Genomic DNA, 22,083 nt, shown 5'->3' on the forward strand with positions numbered 1-22,083 from the left:
ATCAGAGCACCAGGACAGCGGCGCCGTCGAACCGGCCGTGCTGCAGATCCGACAGCGCCCGATCGGCCGCGTCCAGGGGGTATCCGTGGGTCCGCACCTGTAGCCGGTGCCGGGCGGCGAAGGACAGGAATTCTCGCGCATCGTCGCGGGTGTTCGATGTGACGCTGCGCAGTTGCCGTTCCCGGAACAGGTGGTTCTCGTAGTTCAGAGACGGAATGTCGGAGAGATGGATGCCCGCGACAGCGAGCGTGCCACCGGCATCGAGCGCGGCCAGAGCGGGCAATACCAGCTCGCCTGCGGGTGCGAACAGAATCGCCGAATCGAGAGGTTCGGGCGGCGGCGCGGCGGCCGACTGGGCAGACGCGGCGCCCAGCTCCAACGCGTGGGCGCGAGCCGCGGGATCCCGGGTCATCACATGTACGCGCGCACCGTGCACCATGGCCACCTGGGCGGTGAGATGCGCGCTACCACCGAACCCGTAGATGCCGAGGACACCGTCGTCCGGCAGGTCGGCCCGGCACAGCGCCCGGTAGCCGATGATGCCCGCGCAGAGCAGCGGCGCAAGCTCGGCATCGCTGTACCCGGTCGGCAACGGCAACGCGAAATCGGCCGGAACAACCGCATATTCGGCATACCCACCGTCGGCGTCCCAGCCGGTGTACCGCGAATAGGGGCACAGGTTCTCACTACCGCGCCGGCAGAACCGGCAGGTGCCGCAGGTGTAGCGCAGCCACGGGATTCCGACCCGATCACCGGTACCGACCACTTCGGCCACGATCTCGTGCCCCGGTACGACCCGATCACGATGCACCGGCAGGTCGCCCTCCACCACGTGCAGGTCGGTCCGGCATACACCACAGGCGAGCACTCGTACGAGTAGCTCATCCGGCCCCGGCACCGGCAGCGGTGCGCGATCCAGAGTGATCGGGGCGTCGTCGATCGGCCGGGGCTCCCGCAGGCGCCAGGCGCGCATCGTCTCGGTCGACATATCGTCACGCTCCTGGTCCCACGGTCCCATCCCGATCCGGGATCGTCCACCACACGAGGCAACGGACCGACGAAGGTCACCGCTACAGGTGCGGTCCGGCACTGGGCTCGGTCCGCGCCCGAACCTAGTGTCGGCTCATCCGCAGGTGCACAGAACCGCTGGTTACAGGGAGGCAGACGGATGGACTACCGAATCGACCTCGAGGAATCCGCGCCGCAGACGGTGCTCGAGCTGCATCGCACCCTGCGCACCGACCGCGCCGGGGAAGACATCCCGGCCGGAATCACCGAGCTGTATCGCCTGGCCGAGGTGTTGGGGCTGGCCCCCGCCGGGCCGGCGGCGACCACCTATCGTGGTGATTTCGCGCCCGGCACCGAGATAGACGTCGTCTTCGGACTACCGGTCGATCCGAGGTTGCCGGATATCGAAATCGGGACGGTCACCGTGCGGCAGACCGAACCCACGCGCTATGCCCGCACCACACATCGCGGCGACTACCGCCACATCGGCGCGGCTTACGCCGCGCTCGAGGGCTGGGTGCACGAATCCGGCCGACCGGCAGCAGGACCACCGACCGAGGTGTATCTCGTCGCCCCCGGCGAAGGGGTCGCACCGACCGAATTGGTCACCGAGATCCGGCTCCCGGTCGCCGAACCCGCGCTGACCGTCCGCGTACCGGCGGATTTCGACGAGACCGCCCAAGTGGTCCGCCGGGTACTCCCGGAACACGGGTTCGGCATCCTCACCGAGATCGACGTCCGGGCGACGCTCGCCGAAAAACTCGGCACCGACATCGAGAACTACCTCATCCTCGGCGCGTGCAATCCGCAACTCGCCCATCGCGCACTGAACATCGATCGCCGGATCGGGCTCCTGCTCCCCTGCAACGTGATCGTGCGTTCCGACGGTGACGGCACTGTCGTCGAAGCCGTCGACCCGGATCTGCTGATCCGGGTCGACGGCCGGGCCGGCCTGCAGCCGGTCGCCGACGAAGCGCGCGACCGGCTTTCGGCTGCCCTCGACGACATCGCTGCGGAACGGGCGCCGGCAGAGGCCAGTTCCTCACTGAGCGACCGGTGAGACCGACCGCGGCAAGACCTCTCTCCGGCAGACCTTCCTTCGACTGCGCCGGCGGACGGACACCGGCCGCACAGCCCGGCTGCCGTGAACCCGCCATGCCTGCGGCAAGGTAGCGGCCCCGATGGCGCTGCCCGGAAGCCGGACCACCACCGATCGGCGCGACCGGCCCGGCGTCACGCCGGGCCGGATGCGGTGACCGGCAGTTGTTCCGCGCAGATCACCTCGACGAACTCTCCCGCCGTCCGGTCCGGCAGATGCCGGGCGATGTCGGCCTCGGTGACGATACCGACCAGGCGGCCGCCGTCGGTGACCGGTAGCCGGCGGATCCGGAAGTGCTCCATCACTTGCAGGGCGTCCTCGACACCCGTGCCGATGTCGGCGGTGTGCAACCGATCGGCACCCTGCGCGAACTCACCGGCGGTCGAAGTCGCCGGGTCACGGCCGAGCGCGATGCAGCCGACCACGATGTCTCGATCGGTGACGATACCGACCGGGTACCCCTCGCCGTCACAGATCGGCAGGGCACCGATATCGAGGGCGCGCATCCGCTCGGCGGCGTCGGCCATCGTGTCGCGCACTCCGATCGATACCACTTCCTGGTGCATCAGTGTTCCCACGGTGGGCATCCGGGACTCCTTTCGTGGTTCGGATTCTGCGGACCATCCTCGGCGTCCGGCTCTCGCCCGGTCAGGGTCCGAAGTCACCGGGTCGAGGTGCTTTGTGACCTGACCGATGCCGACCGGCCACCGACCTGCGCCTCTGCCGGGTGTGCCGGATCGCCCCGAGAATCGACCGGGTAGCCGAACGAGGAGCGACTATGGCGGCCACGAAGTCCCGGAGTTATGCCGTGCACCACGGCCTGACCGCGCACGACGTGGTCCTCCGATGGGAGACCGACCCGCACCGGGGGCTGGACGCGGCGACGGTGCGGGAACGCCTGGACCGGTTCGGCCCCAACGAGCTGCCCGCCCCGAAGAGCGCCGGTGTGGTGCTGCGGATGCTGCGCCAATTCCACAATCCACTGATCTACGTCCTGCTGGCCGCGGGCACCGTCACCGCGATCCTGGGCCAGGAGATCGACTCGGCGGTGATCTTCGGTGTGGTGGCTGTGAATGCCGGCGTCGGTTTCGTCCAGGAGAGCCGGGCCGAGGGCGCGCTGGCGGGGTTGCGCCGACTGGTGCAGACCCGTTCCACCGTGATTCGCGACGGCCGGAAACAACAGGTCCCTTCCACCACACTCGTTCCGGGCGATCTGGTCGCCGTCGAGGGCGGCGACCGGGTCCCCGCCGATCTGCGACTGCTCGGCAACGCCCGGTTGCAGGCGGACGAATCCGCGTTGACCGGCGAATCCCTGCCGGTGGCCAAGTACGATGCGGCGCTGCCCGTCACCACGCCGGTAGCGGACCGACACAACATGGTCTACTCGGGGACCCTGGTCACCGGAGGCAGCGGCACCGGAATCGTGGTGGCCACCGGGGCCGAGACCGAGGTGGGCGAGATCCACCGGCTGGTCGGCGCCGCCGACACACTCGCGACCCCGCTGACTCGCAAGCTCGCCCGGTTCGGTCGGATCCTTACGGTCGCTATCCTGGTCTTCGCCGCGGCGACCTTCACGGCCGGCGTCCTCCGCGCACAGCCGACTGACGAAATGTTCACTGCCGCAGTCGCACTGGCGGTCGGCGCCATCCCCGAGGGACTGCCTGCCGCCGTCACCATCGCCTTGGCCATCGGGGTGACCCGGATGGCCCGGCGCCGCGCGGTGGTCCGCCGATTACCCGCTGTGGAGACACTGGGCAGCACGACGATCATCTGCACCGACAAGACCGGCACTCTCACCGAGAACCGGATGGCTGTGCGGACGCTGTGGACGCCGGGCGCCGGCTCGGTCGACGTCCCGGTCGCCCCGAAGGCCGCGCCGGACGAGACCGTAGACAGCGGCGGCGCACCGGGCTCGGTGGCCGACGACGCCGCCGTGCGCTGGACGTTGCTGGCCGGTGCCGCGTGCAACGACGCAGAGCCGACGAGAAACCACCGGGCGCTCGGTGACCCCACGGAAGTAGCCATGCTCCTCGTGATCTCGTGTGCCGGCCTCGCCCCGGAGGCCGTCATGGCACGGTTCCCGCGGATCGCTACCATCCCGTTCAGCTCCGAACGCAGCTATATGGCCACCCTGCATCGGGACGTGGAAGAGCCGGCAGCCGGGCCCGTCGTCATGGCCAAGGGTGCTGTCGAGCGGGTGCTCGACCTCTGCGGTACAGCTCTCGACGTCCGGGGAAAGCCACAGCGGCTGGACCGGGCCGCGGTGCTCCGGGCGGCCGACGAGCTGGCCCGGCAGGGACTGCGGGTGCTGGCCACGGCGATCCGAACGGACGCCGAACCCGGCCTGGGCACGGACATCACGCCCGGCTCGCTGACCTTCACCGGGCTGCAGGCCATGGCCGACCCGCCACGCAGCTCGGCGGCCGCCGCGGTCGCCGCGTGCCTGCGGGCAGGCATCGAGGTCAAGATGATCACCGGCGACCATGCCGTCACCGCGTGCGCTGTGGCCGCACGGGTCGGCATGCTCGACTCGGCCGACCCACCGGCCGGCACCGTGCTGACCGGGCGCGACCTCGCGGCACTTCCGGAACGGCAGTACCCGGAAGCCGTCGAACGGGCCCGGGTCTTCGCCAGGGTGTCACCGGAACAGAAACTCCATCTCGTCGAGGCACTACAGAGCCGCGGTCAGGTGGTCGCGATGACCGGTGACGGGATCAACGACGCTCCGGCGTTGCGGCAGGCGGATATCGGCGTCGCCATGGGCGACGCCGGGACCGATGTCGCCGAGGACGCCGCCGACATCGTGCTCACCGACGACAACTTCGCGACCATCGAAGCCGCCGTCGAGGAGGGACGCGGCGCCTTCGACAACATCACCAAGTTCATCGCCTGGACACTGCCCACGAACATCGGCGAAGGCCTGGTTGTCCTGGTCGCCATCGCCACCGGCACGATCCTGCCGATCCTGCCGACCCAGATCCTCTGGATCAACATGACCACCGCCGTGGCGCTCGGTCTGATGCTCGCTTTCGAACCGAAGGAACCGGGCATCATGATGCGCCCGCCCCGGCGCCCGGATCAGGCCCTGCTCAGCCGCGCACTGCTGATACGCACCATCCTGGTCGCCGGTCTGCTGGTGGCGGGAGCCTGGTGGGTCTTCCACTGGGAGTTGTCGGCCGGCGCCGGGGAAGCCGAGGCCCGTACCGCAGCATTGAACCTGTTCGTCGTGGTGGAGGCGTCGTATCTGTTCAGTTGCCGTTCGCTGACCCGCCCGGTCCGCAAGAGCGGGTTCTTCGGCAATCCGTGGATCCTCGCCGGTGTCGCAGCGCAGGCGGCCGCCCAGCTCGCGATCACCTACTTGCCCGCCATGAACCGGATCTTCGACACGACCCCGATCACCGCCGAGACCTGGTTGCGAATTCTCGCGATCGCGGCCATCGCCACCATCGTCGTGGCGATCGACAAGCACTTCCGGGGTGCCGCGGGCGACGAGAGCCGCCGCGCCGCCGAACTGCGTCGCGCCGGCTCCGGAGCAGATCTATTCGCCGACGGCCCCTCCGGCCGCCGGTAGGGTGAGCGCGTGAGGTACTTCAACACGGCAGGTCCGTGTTATCCGGACCTGCACTACATGCTCCCGGCCGAGGAGCGCCTACCGGATGCCCGGATGTATGTCGAATTCGGCTTCTATTTCGTCGTGCACGCACCACGCCAGACGGGTAAGACCACGACCTTGCTCGGGCTGGCGCGGGAGTTCGCCGGAGACGGTCACTATCTGGCTCTGCCGATCTCGTGTGAGATGGCGGCAGCGTTCGACGACGATATCGGTGCGGTCGAGGAAGCGCTGCTGGCCACGATCAGTCAGGCGGCGGACCTGCACGATCTGCCCACAGAGCTGCGCCCACCGGATCCGTGGCCGGCTGCCGCACCCGGCAGCCGCCTGTACACCGGCCTGAGCACCTGGGTGGCGAAATGTCCCCGGCCTCTGGTGCTGCTGTTCGACGAGATCGATTCCTTGCGCGGAGCCGGTCTGATCAGTGTGCTCCGGCAGCTCCGTGCCGGGTTCACTCATCATCGGCAGCAGTTCGTGCACTCGGTCGTGCTGTGCGGATTACGCGACGTGCGTGACTACAAAGCCGCATCCGGTGGCGATCCGGCTCGGCTCGGCTCGGCGAGCCCGTTCAACATCGCGGTGGAATCGATCCGGATCGGTGACTTCACCCGTCCGGAGGTCGCCCAGCTGTATGCCCAGCACACGCGGGAGACCGGCCAGGAATTCGACGACAAAGCCATCGACCTGGCGTACTACTACACCCAGGGGCAACCCTGGCTGGTCAATGCCATGGCCTGGCAGATCATCGGCAAGATGCGGGTGCGCGAGACGATCACCATCGACCACGTCGAACGGGCCAAAGAACGGCTGATTCTGGCCCGGGCCACCCACCTCGATTCGCTCATCGACAAACTCGACGAGCCGCGGGTGCAACGCGTCATCGAACCGATCATCGTGGGCACCGAACCCACCGCCGACCTGACCTTCGACGACGACGCCGTATATGTGCGCGATCTCGGCCTGATCGCACAGGACAAACAACTGCGGTTCGCCAACCCGATCTACCAGGAAGTCATCCTCCGCGTGCTCGGTGGACGCACCGAGGCCGTGATCACCGCCCGGCCGGCCGCGTTCCGCCACCCGGACGGCCGCATCGATTTCGGTCGCCTGCTGAAGGAATTCGTGGCGTTCTGGCTGCAGCACGGCGATGTACTCGCCGCCCGCGACAATTACCACGAGGCCGCCGCCCAGCTGGTGCTGATGGCGTATCTGCACCGGATCGTGAACGGAGCCGGAACAGTGGAACGGGAGGTAGGAATCGGCCGCGGTCGAATCGATCTGCTGATCCGGCAGCCGTTCGCCGACGCCGATGGACACGATGCCGAGCAGCGTGAGGCGCTCGAACTGAAGGTCTGGGCCGCGGGCCGGCCCGACCCCCTCGACGACGGCCTCGCGCAGCTCGACGGCTACCTGGACCGGCTCGCCCTGCCCACCGGCGTTCTCGTCGTCTTCGACCGCCGCCCGCAGGCTGCTCCGATCCCCGAACGCACCGGTTTCACCGAGGTGATCTCCCCGGCCGGGCGTACCATCACGCTACTGCGGGCGTAGCCGGCTCCGTGCTCACAGCAATGCGCTCGGATATACCCGGTGGCGGCAGCCGACACCGGGCGACTGGCAGGGCTACGGCGTCTCAGCATCGGGCGGCGCACCCGGCAGCGGGCCGACCGGAGCCGACGCCGCCGAGGCAAGGTGCCGGACGAACCAGTCCCGCGCTCTCAGGGCCACTTCTTCCAGGGCGCCGGGTTCCTCGAACAGGTGGGTGGCGCCCGGGACGACGGTGATCTTGGTTTCGCACGGCATGCGGCGGGCCGCCCGGTAGTTCAGCGTCAGCACATCCCGGTCGTCGCCGCCCACGATGAGCAGGGTCGGGGCGTGGACCGAGGCGAGGCAATCCGCTGCCAGGTCGGGGCGGCCGCCGCGGGAAACCACCGCGGCGATCCGGTGGTCCGTCTCGGCGGCGGCGCACAGGGCCGCTCCGGCCCCGGTACTGGCACCGAAATAGCCGACCGGCAGGCCGGCGATCTCGGACACTCCGGTCGACCAGTCCGTAACCGCGGCCAAGCGACGGGCCAGCAACGCGATATCGAATACCTGCACCCGGTCGTGTTCCTCGCCCGGCGTCAGCAGATCGAACAGCAACGTGGCCAGCCCGGCTCGGTTGAGCACATCGGCCACGTACCGATTCCGCGGACTGTGCCGGGAGCTACCGCTGCCGTGCGCGAAGATCACCAGCCCGGCCGGGTCGACCGGAACCGTGAGCTTCCCGGGTAGGTCGACGGCACCGGCACGGACCCGGACGGGCCGATCCAGCACCGGTTCCGGCATACCGGCACCCACCGGTTCCGGCAGATGCCCGGCCGCCCGGCGAAGCAGTTCGCCGGCTTCCGCATCGGTCACATGCCCGAACCGGTGATACCAGCGCCCCACCGCCCCGAGCTGGTCCGGCTTCTCCGGACAGACCACCTCGTCGACATCGGTCCCCGGCTCCGGCAACGCCGCCCGGGCGCCCACCGGCACCGCGGCCACGATCCGCCGGGCGCCCCGCGCCCGGGCATCCCGGCAGGCGGCCCGGATCGTCGCCCCGGATTCGACGCCGTCGTCGACGACGACCACCGTCCGGCCGGCGAGCCGTAGACGAGGGTGCGACCGGCGTACCCGTGCGGACTGTCGAACCACTTCCCGCCGCACGTGCCGCTCCACCTCGGCCATCTCGTGCCGGGTCAACCGCGCGCCGGTCACCACCCGATTGTCGATCACGACGACCCCGTCCTCGCTCAGGGCGCCGAAGGCGAGTTCCGGCTGATGCGGAACGCTCAGCTTCCGCACCACGATCACATCGAGCGGGGCACCGAGGGCGGTGGCGACCTCGTACGCGACGGGTACGCCGCCGCGTGGTAACGCGGTGACCACCACTTGCCGGCCACGCAGATGCATCAGATTCTGCGCCAGCCGACGCCCGGCATCTCGGCGATCGTCGAACACCACCGCCGAACCTCCTCGCTCCGGCACCGTCACCGGCCCGGGCTCCGGACCACCATCATCGGGCACTCCACCGAATGCAACAGGGCGCTGCTGGTCGAGCCGAGCAGCATTCCCGAGAAACCGACCCGGCCGTGGCTGCCGGTCACAAGCAGTTGCGCATTCTCCGATTCCTCCAGCAGCGAGCGCACCGGACGGTCCCGGACGATCGTCCGGCGGACCGGAACGTCCGGGTACTGCTCACCGAGCCCGGCCAGGCTCTCGGCCAGCAGCATCTCCTCTTCCTTGCGGATCGCCTCCCAGCCGGTCAGCGGCAGCCCCATCCAGTTCATATCGGACCAGGCGTGCAGTGCGATCACCCCGACTCCACGCCAGGCGGCTTCCGCGAAGGCGACTTCGATGGCGGGCAGGCTGTTCGCAGTGCCGTCCACACCGACCAGGACGGGTTTGCCTGCAGACAGGGCGTCGGTGGCCGAGTTGGTGTGGATCACCGCCACCGGGCAATGGGCGTGCTGGGTGAGCGCGGTGCTCACCGAACCGAGCAGGTTCCGGCGGAAGGCGCCGAGTCCGCGGCTGCCGACGACCATGACAGCCGCGTGCTTCGACCGGTCCAGTAGATCCGGAACGACGAGTTCCGAACTCACCTCGGTGGTGACCGACAAGACCATTCCGGACGCGGAATTCCGCGCCACCTGCACCGCGTCGTCGAGTACCCGTTCGCCACCGGTCCGCAGCCACGCCCGGTCCTGATCGGTCAGCACCTCTGCCGGGCCCGTTCCCGCCGGTACGGCCACCGACGTCACGATGTGCAGCGGCCGCCGGCGCAGCCCCGCGTCCTTGGCCGCCCACGCCACCGCGTGGTAGGCCGTGGGTGAACCGTCCACCGCCACGACTACGGGCAGGCCCGTCTCATCGGCAGCCCCAGACACCATCGCCGACCCCTTTCCGGCGAGCAGACCGGGCCGCCGCCTGTTCGGTGTATTCGTCCTACGTCGAGCCTGGCGCCGAGCACCGCGCCGGTACAGAGCCGAACGTCACCTGCCCACCCGGCCGAGGACTCTCGGCACCGGAACGGTCCCGGTGGCCTCCGGGCCCTGTGGGGAGACCGGATCGCGCCGTATGATCGGCAGTATCACCAGCGCATCGGACCGGCCACGGAAGGCAGGTACCACAAATGACGCATCACAACGATCCACTCGCCGCCGGTATGCACAACGCGCACATCTGGCTTCGCAATGTCGCCGACGACCTGGGCACCGATGATCCGACCTTCGCGTTGCGCGCTCTACGCGCGTGGATGCACACGGTCCGGGACCGAATAGGCGTGGCCAACTCCGCGCACCTCACCGCCCAACTGCCCGACTATCTGCGGGGCATCTGGTACGAGGGCTGGGTCCCCAGCCGGGTACCGATGGGGCACGGGGTGCCGGAGTTCCTCGACGACTTCGCCGACCGGGCGGCCATCACTCCCGGTGAGGTGCCGTTCACCGCGGGGAGCGTGACCAACGCCCTCGACCGGATGATGTCGCCGGGGCAGATGGACCACATCTTCGCGGTCTTCCCGGAACGGCTGTGCGGCGTGTTGCGGGGCGAGGAGGTGCTCGCCGGGACGTGACTCCGGGCGGCGACGTTCAGGCGCGCAGCGACCGGCCGGACTCGGCCAGCGCCGCGCCGAGGGCTCGCACGGCCTTCGGGCCGACACCGTGCATCGCCAGCAACTCGGATTCGGTCAGCCCCGCCACCTGGTCCAGGGTGGTGATCCCGGCCCCGGCCAGCGCTCGGGTCGCCGGACGGCCGATACCGGCGGGCAGGTCGCCCACCGTGCCCGGTTCGGCGGCGGCCGCCGCGGCCACCACATCGGTCAGCGAGCGGGGTGCCCGATCCAACCACGCCCGCCGTACCCAGTGGTTGAGCTGCTGCCCATCGATCTCGGCGAGCGGGACGGCCACCGCATCACCGCCACCACCACTCGGCCCGGCGGCCGGGACCGCAGACCGTAGCGCCTCGGCATCGGGCTCGGCAAGGTACAGGTGCACGACACCGTCCGGGCCGCATTCCGCGAACGGCGCCGGACCGATGCCGAACACGACGGCGCCGGAATCGGTGCGGGACTCGGACGATCCGGCCATTGCCAGCGCGGCTTTACGTAGCTGAGCCAAGGTGGTCACGCGGTCAGCCTATGCCGGACCGCCGGCCCGACCGGGGACCGCCGCCGGTGTGAATGCCGCTCAGCTCACGAAGCATTCGTCGTAGAGCACCTTGCCGAACTCCGACAGCTCGACGCCCTTGCGGTGGTGCCGCAGCCGCACGAACAATCCACTCGGTGGCACCAACCCGGTGACCTCCGGCTGGAACGCCAGCATCTCGTATTGCTGTTCGCTGCGCATCTGGAAGTCGTGGATGTGGACCAATCCCAGCCTCAGCAGGTTGTCCAGGTAGATGGACGCATGCTGATACCGGATGCAGCCGGCCTCCCGGGCCACCATCGAGAAGTTGTGCAGCAACTCCCGGTATTTGCGGGTCATCGGATTGAACGCGACCACATCGATCACCGCCCGGGCACCTTCCTCGCCGAGGAACCGCACGATGCGCGCCTCATCGGGGCTCAGCATCCGCAGAATCCCCTGCAGAGCCGGGAACTCGACGGGGTCGTCGAGGGCGGCCGAACGCCACAGCAGCGCCTGGCCCTCGGCGCGGAGCGCGGCCCGCCAGTCGTCCACGGTGCTGCCGGCGAAATCGGTGACCGCATGCACCGGTACCGCGGAAGCCACCCGACCGGCCAGGGAACGCACCTGGTCCGGCACCTCACCCACCGGACCGGCGACGTCGTCCAGCAGGCGTGCGGCCCGACGCAATGCCGGGCCGGCGCCCAGCGCATCGGCGGCCGCGCCGACCGTGTCCCGACCCAGCCGGAACGCCGAACCGGCCATTTCACCGGCGACGTAGCGGGCCAGCCCGATCACCGAACCACCCTCATCCGGTAGCTCCGGCGGTCGTTCCGGATTCATCTTCTCGGAACTCATCGCAAACCTCCTCACACCAAGGTGATCAGGGCCTGTGCGGTACCGACACACAGGCCGAGAACGGCACCGATCAGCGTGAGCATCCATTCGTCCTTCTTGATGCCGGCGCGCAGCATGGCGCAGAACTCGTTGCCGGGCAGCGCCGTCATCCGGGTCTCCATGAAATCGGCCAGATGCTGTTGCCGGGCGCGCAGGAAATCGTCGTCCTGCATGGTCGCGGTGACCATGACGTCCATGGTGCCGCCGGCGGCCGTGAAATCCGCGACCATATGGTCGATACCGCGGCCGGCCACCGCATCGAGCATCGGCGCGACCACACCGACCGCGCGTACCACCACCGGCCGCACCGAGTCGTAGATCAGCCGCCGGGTCCGGTCCCGGTCCGGGCCGGTGAACATCTCGCCGACCAGCGTCGGGATGGTCAGTACCCGGTGCGCGACGATCTCGGCGAACACTTTCGACACCTCGGGCTGCCGTTTGATGAACAGGCCCAGCAGTTCGAATCCGAGGATCCGCTTGGGCACATCGGGTTCGAAGATCCGTTTCAGCGCGATCCAGTTGGTCAGATATCCGACAACGGCGCTGCCCACCGGAACGGTGATCAACGCAGGTAGCGGCACCCACAGGTAGATCGCCAGCGGCAGCAGTCCCAGCGGGACACCCCACACGAACCCGGCGCGGACGATGTAGGAGAACTCCTTGCCCCCGGCATCCTCGAAGATCCGGCACACCATCTCCGGGTTCTCCTCCATGAACCGGATGACCAGGAGTTTCAGATCCACCAGCTTCTCGATATTCGAACCGAGATCGTCGAGAACCCCGCCGATGACGCCGGGCAGTTCCGCCTCCACACGCAGGTGGATGGCCCGTTTGACCCGCTCGGGCAGGCGAGCCCACAGGTCCGGGTACTCGCGCTGGATGATCTCGTCGGTCAGCCGGGCGATATCCGGCCGGGCGAGTTCGGTCATCCGCGTCGCCAGTGTCGCCGGTTCCAGGGCCCGGTAGAACTCCTCGAGCCGGCCCAGCTTCATGATCGCCGTATCGCAGATGACGCTGGCCATCAGCCCGGCGCGCAGCGGGAAGATGCCCTGCCAGCCACCCAGCGGCAACCCCTTCACCGTGAACGGCAGCCGGATCCCGAGGAACTGCATGGGGTGGAACATCATCTGGACACACACCCAGTTGGTGAGCAGGCCGATCAGACCGCAGGCGAGCGGAATGGTCAGCGACCCGAGGGTCAGGTCGTTGCCGAAGAAGACGGGTTCCCCGAGGCCCATCGCCACAACAACTCCCATATCCATCGTTCGCGCACTCCTACGGGCATGGCGGGCCGGCCGGACCCGCCGTCGCCGAAATTCTGTCATGCCGACAGCCGGAAGCGGTGCATATCGGCCAAACCGATGCCCAGGCGTGTACCACCGCACACGCCGACGACTCCCGGGCCAGCAAGTTGTCAGCTATCCAGATCTCCACGCTCCGGCCACCGAGAATCAGCCGGGGCGACCTCTCCGGCGACGTCGGTGACCACGCCATGACCCGGACGGCCCGTCGCCGGTGGAATCGACGCCGAGCGCAGCATTTCTGAAACCAGAATAGGAAATCCCCACGAATACATCGTCTGTCAATTTCCCGTCCCGTTCGATATCGATTTCCGATCGCCCGATATATGCCACCGATCGAACCGGCGCTCATTGTTGTCGGAAACGTCACCGAGCCTTGACCGACTCCTGTCCGGCGGGCAACCTGTTCAGTATCGAGACCGCTCGCCACTATTCGACAATCCCCGAAACGAGAACGGAGTCCCCGTGCGCACACCCGTCACCACGGTGTGTCGGGCGATCCGGGACCACGGTGCCGATTTCGACCACCTGCCGGCGCTCCGGGTATTCGCGGGGCTCGCTGTTCCGGGACTGGTGCTCATCGCTGTGGGTCGCACCGATCTGATTCTGTACGCAGTATTCGGTTCCTTTACCGGGATGTACGGGTTCGCCGAGTCCGCACGGCAACGGCTGACCCACCAACTGGAAGGCGGCGCTCTGCTGCTCAGCGGCGTCGGCGCCGGAATCCTCACCGCCCGGATGGGTGGGCCGCCGTGGCTCCTCATCGTGGCGGTGGCGTTGTTCGCGGCGCTGTGGTCACCGGTCCTGGACCGACTCGGACTCCGGCCCGCCGGCCCGTTCTTCGGCATCTTCGCCTTCGGTGCCGTCGCCATGGTGGCCCACACGCTGCCGGACCCGGGGACGGCGTTCCTGGTGTGCGCCGCCACGGCGCTGCTGTGCCTCGGAGTCGGCTATTTCGATGCACTCCGCCTCCCCCGGGACAACATGCGACGCAGGCAACTACCGCCCCGGCCGGCACCCCGCACCGGGCGAGCGGCGGCCACCCAGGCGGTTCGCTACGCACTGGCCATCGCCCTGTCCGGGGCGGCCGGACTGGCACTGGGCGTGGGCCACGCGAACTGGGCCATGGCCGGAGCCGCGGTTCCCCTTGCCGCGGACCGGAACCGGGACCGGGTGCGGCGGGCGGCGCACCGGATCGTCGGCACTTTCGCGGGCCTCGCGGTGACGGTGCCGCTGCTCGTGCCGCAACCGGAGCCCGCGGTACTGGCGCTGGCGATCATCGCCCTGCTCTATCCGACCGAGTTGTTCATGGCCCGGCACTACGCCGTTGCGCTGGGCTTCTTCACGCCACTGATCATGGCGATGACCGTCCTCGCCGAACCCGCGGAGCCGTGGACCATGCTCGGCGACCGAGCCGTCGATACGGTGCTCGGGGTAGCCATCGGCGTCGCTGTCGCGTTCGGGGTGCCGGAGCCGCGAACACGGCAGCCGAACCCGGTCGAGGACCGGCCACCGAACGCACCGACGGTGCATACTCGAGCCATGACTTCTGATGACGACAACGCGTGGTACTTCGACCTGAAGACACACCGAGCCGTACAGGGAAAGCAGGGCTGGGTCGAGGACCGGATGGGTCCCTACCCGGACAAGGCGACGGCCGAGCGCGCCCTGGAAATCGCCCGGGAGCGCAACGCCGCCGCCGATGCAGACGAGGACGACTGACCGGCCTGCCTGCCACCGTCGCATCCGGTGGCAGGCCGACCGGCCGTCGACGACCGGAGATCAGCATGCACCCGGGACACACTGCCGAATTCGGTTACGAGGTCCGCGAGCCCGATACCGCCCTCGCCCTCGGCAGCGGTGACGTCGCGGTCCTCGGCACGCCCCGCGCACTGGCACTGGCCGAACAAGCGACCGTACAGGCCGTCCGGCACCGCCTGACCCCGGGTGAAACGACGGTCGGGGTGCAGGTGGCGCTGCACCACCGCCGTCCCAGCCCGGTCGGCACGGTCCTCACCGTCGCCGCCCGCCTCACCGACGTGGACCGCAACCGCTTGACCTTCGCCGTCACACTGCGGGATGCCCTTGGCGCCGTGGCCGAGGGCACGGTGCACCGCGTCGTCGTTCGGCGCGACGAATTCCCCGGTGCACACTCCTAGCGAGCCCACAGCGGCTTCCGACCAGCGTGTCCCGGGCGACCCCGGCCGACAGCAACCTAAGGTTCGAGCATGCTCGCCAGGCTTGCAGTCTCCGCACTCGTACGACTGATTGCATCGATACTCACCGGAATCGCGGCCGGAACCGCCGTTGGCCTTTTCACTGGGCTACCACTGGGCATCACCGCTGGGATCGCTTTCGCAGCGACCGCCTTCGTAATCAGCGGCTGGCTGGTGCTGTGGCCGATGGACAGCGCCCGCACGCGGGCCGATATCGCCCGGGAGGACTTCCGCCCGCTCGTCGAGGAGCTCGCGGTCGTCGCAGCCGCTTCCAGCGGACTGGTCGGAATCGTGGTCGTTCTGGTGCTAGGCCGTTCCACGGCAGCCCATGCGGCCGCAGCAATCGCTCTCGGTGGTGTCTTCATGGCATGGGCGGCGCTGCATCTGATGTACGCGACCAGATACGCAGACCACTACTTTCACGACCCGACCGGCGGGATCGATTTCAACGACAGCACTCCGCCGGCGTATCGGGATTTCTTCTATTTCAGCTACAACCTGGGGATGACGTATCAGGTGTCCGATACGAATGTGACCGAACCGACGCTGCGTGCGGTGGTGCTCCGACACTGCCTGCTTTCGTATGTGTTCGGAACCGTCGTCCTCGCAACCACAATCAATCTGGTAGCGGGGATCGCCACAGGTTGAGCGACGAAACCGAACTCTACGAGTACGATTTCCGCCATGGCCTACATTCTCGCTCTCGTCGCCGACAATTCCCCGGGATCGACCGCTGCGAAACTGGCCGCCGAAGCGCAACAGGCCGCCGTACGCAACTACACCGACGTCGTCGTATTCGACGGAATCGCCGATCTTCCGCCGTATCGCGCCGACATGGATACCACCGAGGACAGGCCCCTGTCCGCGAATCAGCTCCGCCGTTCGGTTCTCGAATCGGACGGAATCCTGCTGTTCGTACCGGATGGTGCCGGCCGAATCGGAATCGCCGAGGACGTCGTCGATTGGATCTGCCATCCGGCCGATGCAGCTCCGGTGTCCGGCCTGATGACAGCAGTGATCACGGCCGGACCGGATACGGACGGAGCCGCAGGCCTGGTGCAGCGCTTTTCCCGGGCAGGCGCCGGCTCACTCTCCGGTCCGGTCGGGATCGCCCCGGCCGACGCGCCCGACGCCCGAATGGAACGACTGGCCGACACCGTGGTTGCCGTGGCATCGGGTGTCTGAGGGCCGGAAACCGTCCGCATCAGGTCGCGGCAGTGAGTTTCTGCGCCTCGGCCTCCAGTTCCGCGTCATCGGCCGCACTGAGGTCCACATCGGCTACACCGGCCAACTGTCCGGCCAGTTGGTGATGCTTCGCTTCGAGCCGGTCCACGAACTCGGCAGCAACATCCGATTTGCCGTGGCCGTGGCCGAGAACCACAAACCGGTCGCCGCCGGTGACCGTAGCCAGCTCGGCTGCGACGCTGTCGAAATAGTGCACCAGGTCCTGCACGTCTTCGCGTCCGGTGTGGCGTTCCACGGTACGCAGGTGCCGCGACCGCGGATCGGTGTCGCGGACATCGGTTTCGGTGTCGGTGACCTTCTCGGTGTCCAGATCGAACCGGAGGATCCGGGCCCGCTCGGCGTCCAGCGCGACAGCGACCACCGAGCCCGATCCCTTCGGATCCGGCGTGGCGCGGAGCAGATGCCGCGCGTCCTCGATCCCCTGGATGGACACTTTGCCGTCGTGCGGGCGCCGGAAGACCACTCGATGCCCGTTCATGCGCACGGCGAGCCGGTCACCGGACTCCTGCTCCACCGATTCGGCGATGTCCTCCCAGAGGTCGACGAACTTGTCCCACGCCAGATCGCGCGGTGCCGGGTGGCCCAGAATCGCCGCATAGGTCCTGCGGGTGTGCGCGTTCACTCGTTACCTCCAGTCGCCATAGTGGTCACCGTCCGGTGGGCGGTCGCGGGCGCCGATGGTTCGATCGTCACCTTCAGGTTCTTCATGATCGGCTGATCGCTCTGCGTGCTGTAATCGCCGATGGCGCAGAGGACGTTCATCTCCGGCATGTACCCGGCAGCGCAGCCTGGTGGGATGTCGTACGGGATCACCTGGTAGCGCTGCAGGGATCGGGTACTGCCGTCCCGGGCGATGCTGGTGATGTCGACTTCGTCGAATTCCTGCAGCCCCCGATCGCGCATATCGCTTTCGTTCATGAACACCAGCGTGCGGAGGTTCTTCACACCGCGGTAGCGGTCGTTGTCGGAGTAGATCGTGGTGTTCCACTGATCGTGCGAGCGCATGGTCGCCAGGGTCAGCGTGCCGGGGTCACGCGGGAGCTCCGGGAACGAGGCGTGTGAGAATTCGGCGCGCCCGGAGGGCGTGCGGAAGACGAGTTCCCGGGCGGGCTGTTTGATCCGGAATCCGAGCGGGAGCCGTACCCGCCGGTTGAAGTCCTCGAAGCCGTCCAGAACCTCGGCCATGGTGTCGCGGATCCGGTCGTAGTCTTCGATGTAGTGTTCCCACGGTGTCGGGCTGTCGGGCAGTGCCGCCCGCGCGATTCCGGCCAGAATCGCCGGTTCGGACCGCAGATGTGGCGAGGCCGGTTTCTTCATCCCCACCGAGAGGTGCACCATCGCCATCGAATCCTCGACCGAGGTGGCCTGGACCCCGGAACGCTGGTGGTCCTTTTCGGTCCGGCCCAGGCACGGCAGGATCAGCGCCCGTCGACCGTGCACGAGGTGACTGCGGTTGAGTTTGGTACTGACTTGGATCGTCATCTCGCACTTTCTCAGCGCGGCGTAGGTATAGGCGGTGTCCGGGGCGGCCAGGGCGAAGTTTCCCCCCATGGCGAAGAAAACCTTCACCCGCCCTGCGTGCATCGCCTCGATCGTGCCGACCACATCGAGGCCGTGCTCGCGGGGCGGATCGATACCGCACACCTCGGCGAGCCGATCCAGGAACTGCGGCGCCGGCCGATGGTTGATTCCGCAGGTGCGATTGCCCTGCACATTGCTGTGCCCGCGAACCGGTGACGGCCCGGCTCCCTCGCGCCCGAGGTTCCCCCGCAGCAACAACAGATTCACGATCTCCCGGATGGTGTCGACGCCGTGTTCGTGCTGGGTCACCCCCAGACACCAGCTGATGATGCTGCGATCTGCCCGGCAGTACACCTCGGCGGCCTTGCGGATATCGCGCACCGACAGCCCCGACTGTTCCTCGATCTCGGGCCACGGGGTGGCGGCGCACAGTGCCCGATACTCCTCGAACCCGGTCGTATAGCGGTCGATGAATTCCCTGTCGAGGGCCTTCGGATCGGTTTCGGCGGCCTCGAGCACCGCCTTCGCCATCCCTCGGATCACGCCGAAGTCGCCGCCGATCCGCGGCTGCAGGTTCAGCGTGGAGGTCGGGGTCGCGTGGAAGGTGGCCATCTGCAGGAATTCGTGCGGGATGATGGTCCGGCGCGCGCCTGCTTCGACGAGCGGATTGATGTGCACGATCTGCGCACCGCGCCGGTGCGCCTCGGCCAGCGCCGTCAGCATCCGGGGCGCATTGGAGGCGGCATTGACGCCCATGATGAACAAGGCGTCGGTGGTTTCCCAATCCTCCAGATCGCAGGTGCCCTTACCGGTTCCGAGCGCAGCCTGCAGGGCCCGGCCGCTCGCCTCATGACACATGTTGGAACAGTCGGGCAAATTGTTGGTGCCCAACTCACGCACCATCAACTGGTACAGGAAGGTTGCCTCGTTACCCAGCCGTCCCGAGGTGTAGTACGAGGCCTGGTTCGGGTCGTCGAGTTCCCGAAGCGTACGCCCGGCGAGTTCGAAGGCGTCCGACCAGCTGATCGGGACATACTTGTCGGTATCCGGGTCGTAGACCATGGGTTCGGTCAACCGACCCTGGTCCTCCAGGTCGAATTCGCTCCACTCGGACAACTCGGTCACGGTATGTTCGGCGAAGAACTTGCGGTCGACCCGCTTGTGGGTCATCTCCCAGGTGACATGTTTGATGCCGTTCTCGCAGATATCCAGATGGATGCCCTTGAGCGAATCGGGCCAGGCACACCCGGGGCAGTCGAAGCCACCGTTCTCGTGATTCATCTTCAGAATCGCGCGGGGACCGTTGATCGGTTCCTTCTCCCGGCCCAGCATGAACGCCGTGACCGCCTTCGCCGCACCCCAGCCGGCCGCCGGATGGTGGTACGGATGGAATTCCGGTTGCTTCGCAGCATCCGTTTCCCGGCTGGGCCCGGAGTCCGGGTCGAAATCTTCGGGTGAACCTGTTGCCATGGCGCGCTACCCTTCGACGATCCGGCGTCACCGCCGGCACACGAATTCGTGATGTACTGGCAATCCTCACGGGTGGACGCGGTGAGCGTCCAGAACGCATCTCCGACTACGCGATAGGCGGCACCGATCGATCGAGCAGCAGCCGCCCGGCACACGCGCCGATCGTACTCCGTGTTCGAATGAATCATGCTCTTCCGCCAGCTCGAGTATTTCGTCGCACTCGCCCGCGAGCAGCATTTCGCCCGGGCCGCCGATGCCTGCTACGTCTCCCAGCCGGCGCTGTCCGAAGCGATCCGGAAGCTGGAGAACGAACTGAAGGTGCCACTCGTCCATCGGGGCCGGTCCTTCGAAGGGCTGACGCCGGAGGGGGAACGGCTGGTGCACTGGGCGCGCCGGGTGCTGGCCGATCGCGACGCCCTGGAACAGGAGGCCGCCACGTTGCGGACCGGCCTCACCGGAGATCTCCGGCTCGGCGTCATCCCCGCCGTCGCCGGCACCGTCGCCCTGCTCACCGACCCGTTCTGCACCGACAATCCGCTGGTGCGGGTACGGCTGGAGACCAGCCTGCGGTCCACCGACATCATCGACCGGATCCGGCGGTTCGGACTGGACGCCGGGGTCGTCTACACGGACGGGCTGGACCTGGGCGGGCTCACCGCCACACCCCTCTACCGGGAACGGCAAGTGCTGGTCGCCGGTCGGGAACTGGTCCGGGACCGACAGGACACCATCACCTGGATCGACGTCCGGCAACTACCGCTGTGCCTGCTGAACCAGGGCATGCGGGGCCGCCAGCTCATCGACGAGGCCCTCGCCGTCCACGACCTCGCGGTGACCCCGCAATTGGAGACGGATTCGGTGATCTCGCTGCTCGCGCACGTCGGCACCGGACGCTGGGCAGGCATCGTTCCCGACACCTGGTTGCGTACCGTACGCCGGCCGGAAGGAGCTCGGGTTCTGCAATTGCAGAACCCCGCGATCTCGGCCGGGATCGCACTGGTCACTCCAGCCGGTGAGCCGGCCTCCGCGTTGACCCGGGCGCTGATCCACACCGCCCGGACCGCAGCGATCGACGCCCGCCACCCGGCGGGCGCCGCCTCCCCCTCCGGATCCGCCGGTGTTGCGTGATCGGCTCCGATCAGCCGATCGGTATCGTGTCTTGGACAGCAGCTGCGCAACCGTCGCACACTGAATTCGCCGTGACTCGGCAGCGTCCGCACGGCGCGGTGCCGAGGCCGCAGCGCAGCAATCCGATGGCCGAGTGGAGACGACGATGAGCCGGGTCACCGCACGACGCAACACCACCCGCCTGACTCCGGCGGGCCTGATCCGGCGCCCCGACACCCTGGCCGTCGAGGAACCCCTGGAGCTGCGGATCGGCGGCCGGTCGTTGACCGTCACCATGCGTACGCCCGGCGACGACATCGACTTCGCCCACGGCTTCCTGTTCGGCGAGAACATCATCCGGCAGGCCGACGACATCGTCTCGGCCCGATACTGCAGCGGCACCGACGACCAGGGCCGCAACACCTACAACGTGCTCGACCTGCAGCTGCGCACCCCGGTACCGGTCAGTACCCGCCCCTTCCTGACCACGGGCGCCTGCGGCCTGTGTGGCAAGACCGCCCTCGACGAGGTCCGGACCCGGCTGCAGTTCCCGATCCCGGCAGATACCGGCAGCGTCGCCCCGGCGGTGCTGGCCGAGATGCCGGCGACGCTCCGGAGCGAACAGAAGGCCTTCCGGGCCACCGGCGGAGTACACGCCGCCGGACTGTTCGCTCGCGACGGCACCCTCCTCGTGGTCCGCGAGGACATCGGGCGGCACAACGCCGTCGACAAGGTCATCGGCTGGGCCCTGCGCAACGGCCGGCTCCCGGGGCACGATCTGGTACTGGTGGTCAGCAGCCGGGCATCGTTCGAGCTGGTCCAGAAGGCCGCCGCCGCCGGTATCCCCTTCCTCGCCGCGGTGTCGGCGCCCAGTTCGCTGGCCGCGGACCTGGCCGACGACGTCGGTCTCACCCTGGTCGGATTCCTGCGGGGCGAGACGATGAACATCTACACCGGGGCACACCGATTCGCCCCGGCTGTCCCGGTGCCCGCATCGGGCTCGACACCCGTGCACGGCGAGCCGGTCGCATGATCACAGCGGACGCCGTGCGACCACCACGACGAAAGGACAGCCGATGCCGGGATTCGTGTACAACGGAGCGCCGGTCGCCGTCGGCGCCGACGAGGCCGACATCAAGTTCGTCGCCCATCTCCAGCTGGTGACCGAGATCCGCTTTCGCAGCGAAGAAGGGTTCCAGGTCGGCCTCACCGGAACCGACGAATCCGGTCGAGCTCGCCGCAACTACTTCTGGTTCCACCCGTCGATCCCGCTCCAGTTCTTCTACGACGATGCCGCACAGGTCGCCTTCGATCAGGACTACTACGACGCCATGCTGGAGATGTCGCGTGGGCCGTTCGGCGTCTTCCTCGGTGAGGTGAGCGATCTGCCGGTGGCGTTCCCCGACGAACTGGACTACGACCTCGACGAGGATCCGGCCGGGGTGACGCCGGACTGATCGGGTCG

20 protein-coding genes are annotated in these 22,083 nt (G+C 68.1%); 11 read left to right on the forward strand and 9 right to left on the reverse strand.

Going from position 1 to position 22,083, the window contains the following annotated elements; genetic code table 11:
- Window position 1: 1 nt before the first annotated feature.
- Window positions 2-988 carry a zinc-binding alcohol dehydrogenase family protein gene (locus AC1HFH_RS17125; protein WP_480243794.1) on the reverse strand — a complete coding sequence of 329 codons (987 nt, stop codon included), beginning with the start codon at window positions 986-988 and terminating at the stop codon, window positions 2-4.
- 180 nt (window positions 989-1,168) lie between these two features.
- Here AC1HFH_RS17125 and AC1HFH_RS17130 point away from each other — a divergent pair, with 180 nt between their 5' ends.
- Window positions 1,169-2,068, forward strand: coding sequence for a DUF302 domain-containing protein (locus AC1HFH_RS17130; RefSeq protein WP_480243795.1), 900 nt, complete (start codon window positions 1,169-1,171; stop codon window positions 2,066-2,068).
- 173 nt (window positions 2,069-2,241) lie between these two features.
- Here the strand turns inward: AC1HFH_RS17130 and AC1HFH_RS17135 are convergent, their stop codons facing one another.
- Window positions 2,242-2,694: a CBS domain-containing protein gene (locus AC1HFH_RS17135; RefSeq protein ID WP_480243796.1), complete on the reverse strand. Its 453-nt coding sequence runs from the start codon at window positions 2,692-2,694 to the stop codon at window positions 2,242-2,244.
- Between the two features lie 191 nt (window positions 2,695-2,885).
- Between AC1HFH_RS17135 and AC1HFH_RS17140 the strand changes: the two genes are divergently transcribed.
- Entirely contained in the window at window positions 2,886-5,678 is a 2,793-nt protein-coding gene (locus AC1HFH_RS17140) for an HAD-IC family P-type ATPase (RefSeq protein ID WP_480243797.1), read from the forward strand.
- Between the two features lie 9 nt (window positions 5,679-5,687).
- Window positions 5,688-7,265 (forward strand): ATP-binding protein, encoded by a 1,578-nt coding sequence (locus AC1HFH_RS17145; RefSeq protein ID WP_480243798.1) that lies wholly within the window; start codon window positions 5,688-5,690, stop codon window positions 7,263-7,265.
- A gap of 72 nt (window positions 7,266-7,337) precedes the next feature.
- Here the strand turns inward: AC1HFH_RS17145 and AC1HFH_RS17150 are convergent, their stop codons facing one another.
- The gene (locus tag AC1HFH_RS17150) at window positions 7,338-8,702 is read right to left on the reverse strand and encodes a phosphoribosyltransferase family protein (protein WP_480243799.1); all 1,365 of its coding nucleotides are present in this window, start codon (window positions 8,700-8,702) and stop codon (window positions 7,338-7,340) included.
- A 26-nt stretch (window positions 8,703-8,728) separates the two neighbouring features.
- Complete coding sequence (locus AC1HFH_RS17155) at window positions 8,729-9,628, reverse strand: universal stress protein (protein ID WP_480243800.1); 900 nt, start codon at window positions 9,626-9,628, stop codon at window positions 8,729-8,731.
- 242 nt (window positions 9,629-9,870) lie between these two features.
- Between AC1HFH_RS17155 and AC1HFH_RS17160 the strand changes: the two genes are divergently transcribed.
- Window positions 9,871-10,311 carry a DUF2267 domain-containing protein gene (locus tag AC1HFH_RS17160; protein ID WP_480243801.1) on the forward strand — a complete coding sequence of 147 codons (441 nt, stop codon included), beginning with the start codon at window positions 9,871-9,873 and terminating at the stop codon, window positions 10,309-10,311.
- A 16-nt stretch (window positions 10,312-10,327) separates the two neighbouring features.
- Here the strand turns inward: AC1HFH_RS17160 and AC1HFH_RS17165 are convergent, their stop codons facing one another.
- From AC1HFH_RS17165 to AC1HFH_RS17175, 3 genes are read right to left on the reverse strand one after another with little or no spacing between them, the layout of a single operon-like run.
- The gene (locus tag AC1HFH_RS17165) at window positions 10,328-10,864 is read right to left on the reverse strand and encodes a hypothetical protein (RefSeq protein WP_480243802.1); all 537 of its coding nucleotides are present in this window, start codon (window positions 10,862-10,864) and stop codon (window positions 10,328-10,330) included.
- A gap of 60 nt (window positions 10,865-10,924) precedes the next feature.
- Window positions 10,925-11,719: an Abi-alpha family protein gene (locus AC1HFH_RS17170; protein ID WP_480243803.1), complete on the reverse strand. Its 795-nt coding sequence runs from the start codon at window positions 11,717-11,719 to the stop codon at window positions 10,925-10,927.
- A gap of 11 nt (window positions 11,720-11,730) precedes the next feature.
- Window positions 11,731-13,020 carry a hypothetical protein gene (locus AC1HFH_RS17175; RefSeq protein ID WP_480243804.1) on the reverse strand — a complete coding sequence of 430 codons (1,290 nt, stop codon included), beginning with the start codon at window positions 13,018-13,020 and terminating at the stop codon, window positions 11,731-11,733.
- A 504-nt stretch (window positions 13,021-13,524) separates the two neighbouring features.
- On the opposite strand from AC1HFH_RS17175, the gene AC1HFH_RS17180 reads away from it, so the two are divergent.
- From AC1HFH_RS17180 to AC1HFH_RS17195, 4 genes are all read left to right on the forward strand, one after another.
- Window positions 13,525-14,781: an FUSC family protein gene (locus AC1HFH_RS17180; protein ID WP_480243805.1), complete on the forward strand. Its 1,257-nt coding sequence runs from the start codon at window positions 13,525-13,527 to the stop codon at window positions 14,779-14,781.
- A gap of 65 nt (window positions 14,782-14,846) precedes the next feature.
- Window positions 14,847-15,218, forward strand: a complete 372-nt coding sequence (locus AC1HFH_RS17185; protein WP_480243806.1) for a thioesterase family protein — start codon at window positions 14,847-14,849, stop codon at window positions 15,216-15,218.
- Between the two features lie 69 nt (window positions 15,219-15,287).
- The gene (locus AC1HFH_RS17190) at window positions 15,288-15,923 is read left to right on the forward strand and encodes a DUF1345 domain-containing protein (RefSeq protein WP_480243807.1); all 636 of its coding nucleotides are present in this window, start codon (window positions 15,288-15,290) and stop codon (window positions 15,921-15,923) included.
- Between the two features lie 36 nt (window positions 15,924-15,959).
- Window positions 15,960-16,460: an NADPH-dependent FMN reductase gene (locus AC1HFH_RS17195; protein ID WP_480243808.1), complete on the forward strand. Its 501-nt coding sequence runs from the start codon at window positions 15,960-15,962 to the stop codon at window positions 16,458-16,460.
- A 19-nt stretch (window positions 16,461-16,479) separates the two neighbouring features.
- Here the strand turns inward: AC1HFH_RS17195 and AC1HFH_RS17200 are convergent, their stop codons facing one another.
- Together AC1HFH_RS17200 and AC1HFH_RS17205 are read right to left on the reverse strand one after the other, a co-directional pair.
- Window positions 16,480-17,142: a hypothetical protein gene (locus AC1HFH_RS17200; RefSeq protein WP_480243809.1), complete on the reverse strand. Its 663-nt coding sequence runs from the start codon at window positions 17,140-17,142 to the stop codon at window positions 16,480-16,482.
- On the reverse strand, window positions 17,139-19,511 hold the full coding sequence (locus AC1HFH_RS17205; RefSeq protein WP_480243810.1) for an FdhF/YdeP family oxidoreductase: 2,373 nt from the start codon (window positions 19,509-19,511) through the stop codon (window positions 17,139-17,141). The genes AC1HFH_RS17200 and AC1HFH_RS17205 overlap by 4 nt, the downstream gene beginning before the upstream one ends.
- A gap of 186 nt (window positions 19,512-19,697) precedes the next feature.
- On the opposite strand from AC1HFH_RS17205, the gene AC1HFH_RS17210 reads away from it, so the two are divergent.
- From AC1HFH_RS17210 to AC1HFH_RS17220, 3 genes are all read left to right on the forward strand, one after another.
- On the forward strand, window positions 19,698-20,639 hold the full coding sequence (locus AC1HFH_RS17210; protein WP_480243811.1) for a LysR family transcriptional regulator: 942 nt from the start codon (window positions 19,698-19,700) through the stop codon (window positions 20,637-20,639).
- 145 nt (window positions 20,640-20,784) lie between these two features.
- Entirely contained in the window at window positions 20,785-21,651 is an 867-nt protein-coding gene (fdhD, locus tag AC1HFH_RS17215; RefSeq protein ID WP_480243812.1) for a formate dehydrogenase accessory sulfurtransferase FdhD, read from the forward strand.
- Window positions 21,652-21,694: 43 nt separating this feature from the next.
- Complete coding sequence (locus AC1HFH_RS17220; protein ID WP_480243813.1) at window positions 21,695-22,075, forward strand: DUF7882 family protein; 381 nt, start codon at window positions 21,695-21,697, stop codon at window positions 22,073-22,075.
- The last annotated feature ends 8 nt before the right edge of the window (window positions 22,076-22,083 follow it).

This window comes from Nocardia sp. KT25-26 (assembly GCF_056627695.1).

What these genes read in the sequence shown, in the direction of transcription:
- AC1HFH_RS17140 (WP_480243797.1), top strand. Translation starts at nt 2,886, where the DNA reads ATGGCGGCCACGAAGTCCCGGAGTTATGCCGTGCACCACGGCCTGACC.
- AC1HFH_RS17195 (WP_480243808.1), top strand. Translation starts at nt 15,960, where the DNA reads ATGGCCTACATTCTCGCTCTCGTCGCCGACAATTCCCCGGGATCGACC.
- AC1HFH_RS17170 (WP_480243803.1), bottom strand. Translation starts at nt 11,719, where the DNA reads ATGAGTTCCGAGAAGATGAATCCGGAACGACCGCCGGAGCTACCGGAT.
- AC1HFH_RS17135 (WP_480243796.1), bottom strand. Translation starts at nt 2,694, where the DNA reads ATGCCCACCGTGGGAACACTGATGCACCAGGAAGTGGTATCGATCGGA.
- AC1HFH_RS17130 (WP_480243795.1), top strand. Translation starts at nt 1,169, where the DNA reads ATGGACTACCGAATCGACCTCGAGGAATCCGCGCCGCAGACGGTGCTC.
- AC1HFH_RS17185 (WP_480243806.1), top strand. Translation starts at nt 14,847, where the DNA reads ATGCACCCGGGACACACTGCCGAATTCGGTTACGAGGTCCGCGAGCCC.
- AC1HFH_RS17205 (WP_480243810.1), bottom strand. Translation starts at nt 19,511, where the DNA reads ATGGCAACAGGTTCACCCGAAGATTTCGACCCGGACTCCGGGCCCAGC.
- AC1HFH_RS17125 (WP_480243794.1), bottom strand. Translation starts at nt 988, where the DNA reads ATGTCGACCGAGACGATGCGCGCCTGGCGCCTGCGGGAGCCCCGGCCG.
- AC1HFH_RS17190 (WP_480243807.1), top strand. Translation starts at nt 15,288, where the DNA reads ATGCTCGCCAGGCTTGCAGTCTCCGCACTCGTACGACTGATTGCATCG.
- AC1HFH_RS17175 (WP_480243804.1), bottom strand. Translation starts at nt 13,020, where the DNA reads ATGGATATGGGAGTTGTTGTGGCGATGGGCCTCGGGGAACCCGTCTTC.
- AC1HFH_RS17220 (WP_480243813.1), top strand. Translation starts at nt 21,695, where the DNA reads ATGCCGGGATTCGTGTACAACGGAGCGCCGGTCGCCGTCGGCGCCGAC.
- AC1HFH_RS17155 (WP_480243800.1), bottom strand. Translation starts at nt 9,628, where the DNA reads ATGGTGTCTGGGGCTGCCGATGAGACGGGCCTGCCCGTAGTCGTGGCG.
- AC1HFH_RS17210 (WP_480243811.1), top strand. Translation starts at nt 19,698, where the DNA reads ATGCTCTTCCGCCAGCTCGAGTATTTCGTCGCACTCGCCCGCGAGCAG.
- fdhD (WP_480243812.1), top strand. Translation starts at nt 20,785, where the DNA reads ATGAGCCGGGTCACCGCACGACGCAACACCACCCGCCTGACTCCGGCG.
- AC1HFH_RS17160 (WP_480243801.1), top strand. Translation starts at nt 9,871, where the DNA reads ATGACGCATCACAACGATCCACTCGCCGCCGGTATGCACAACGCGCAC.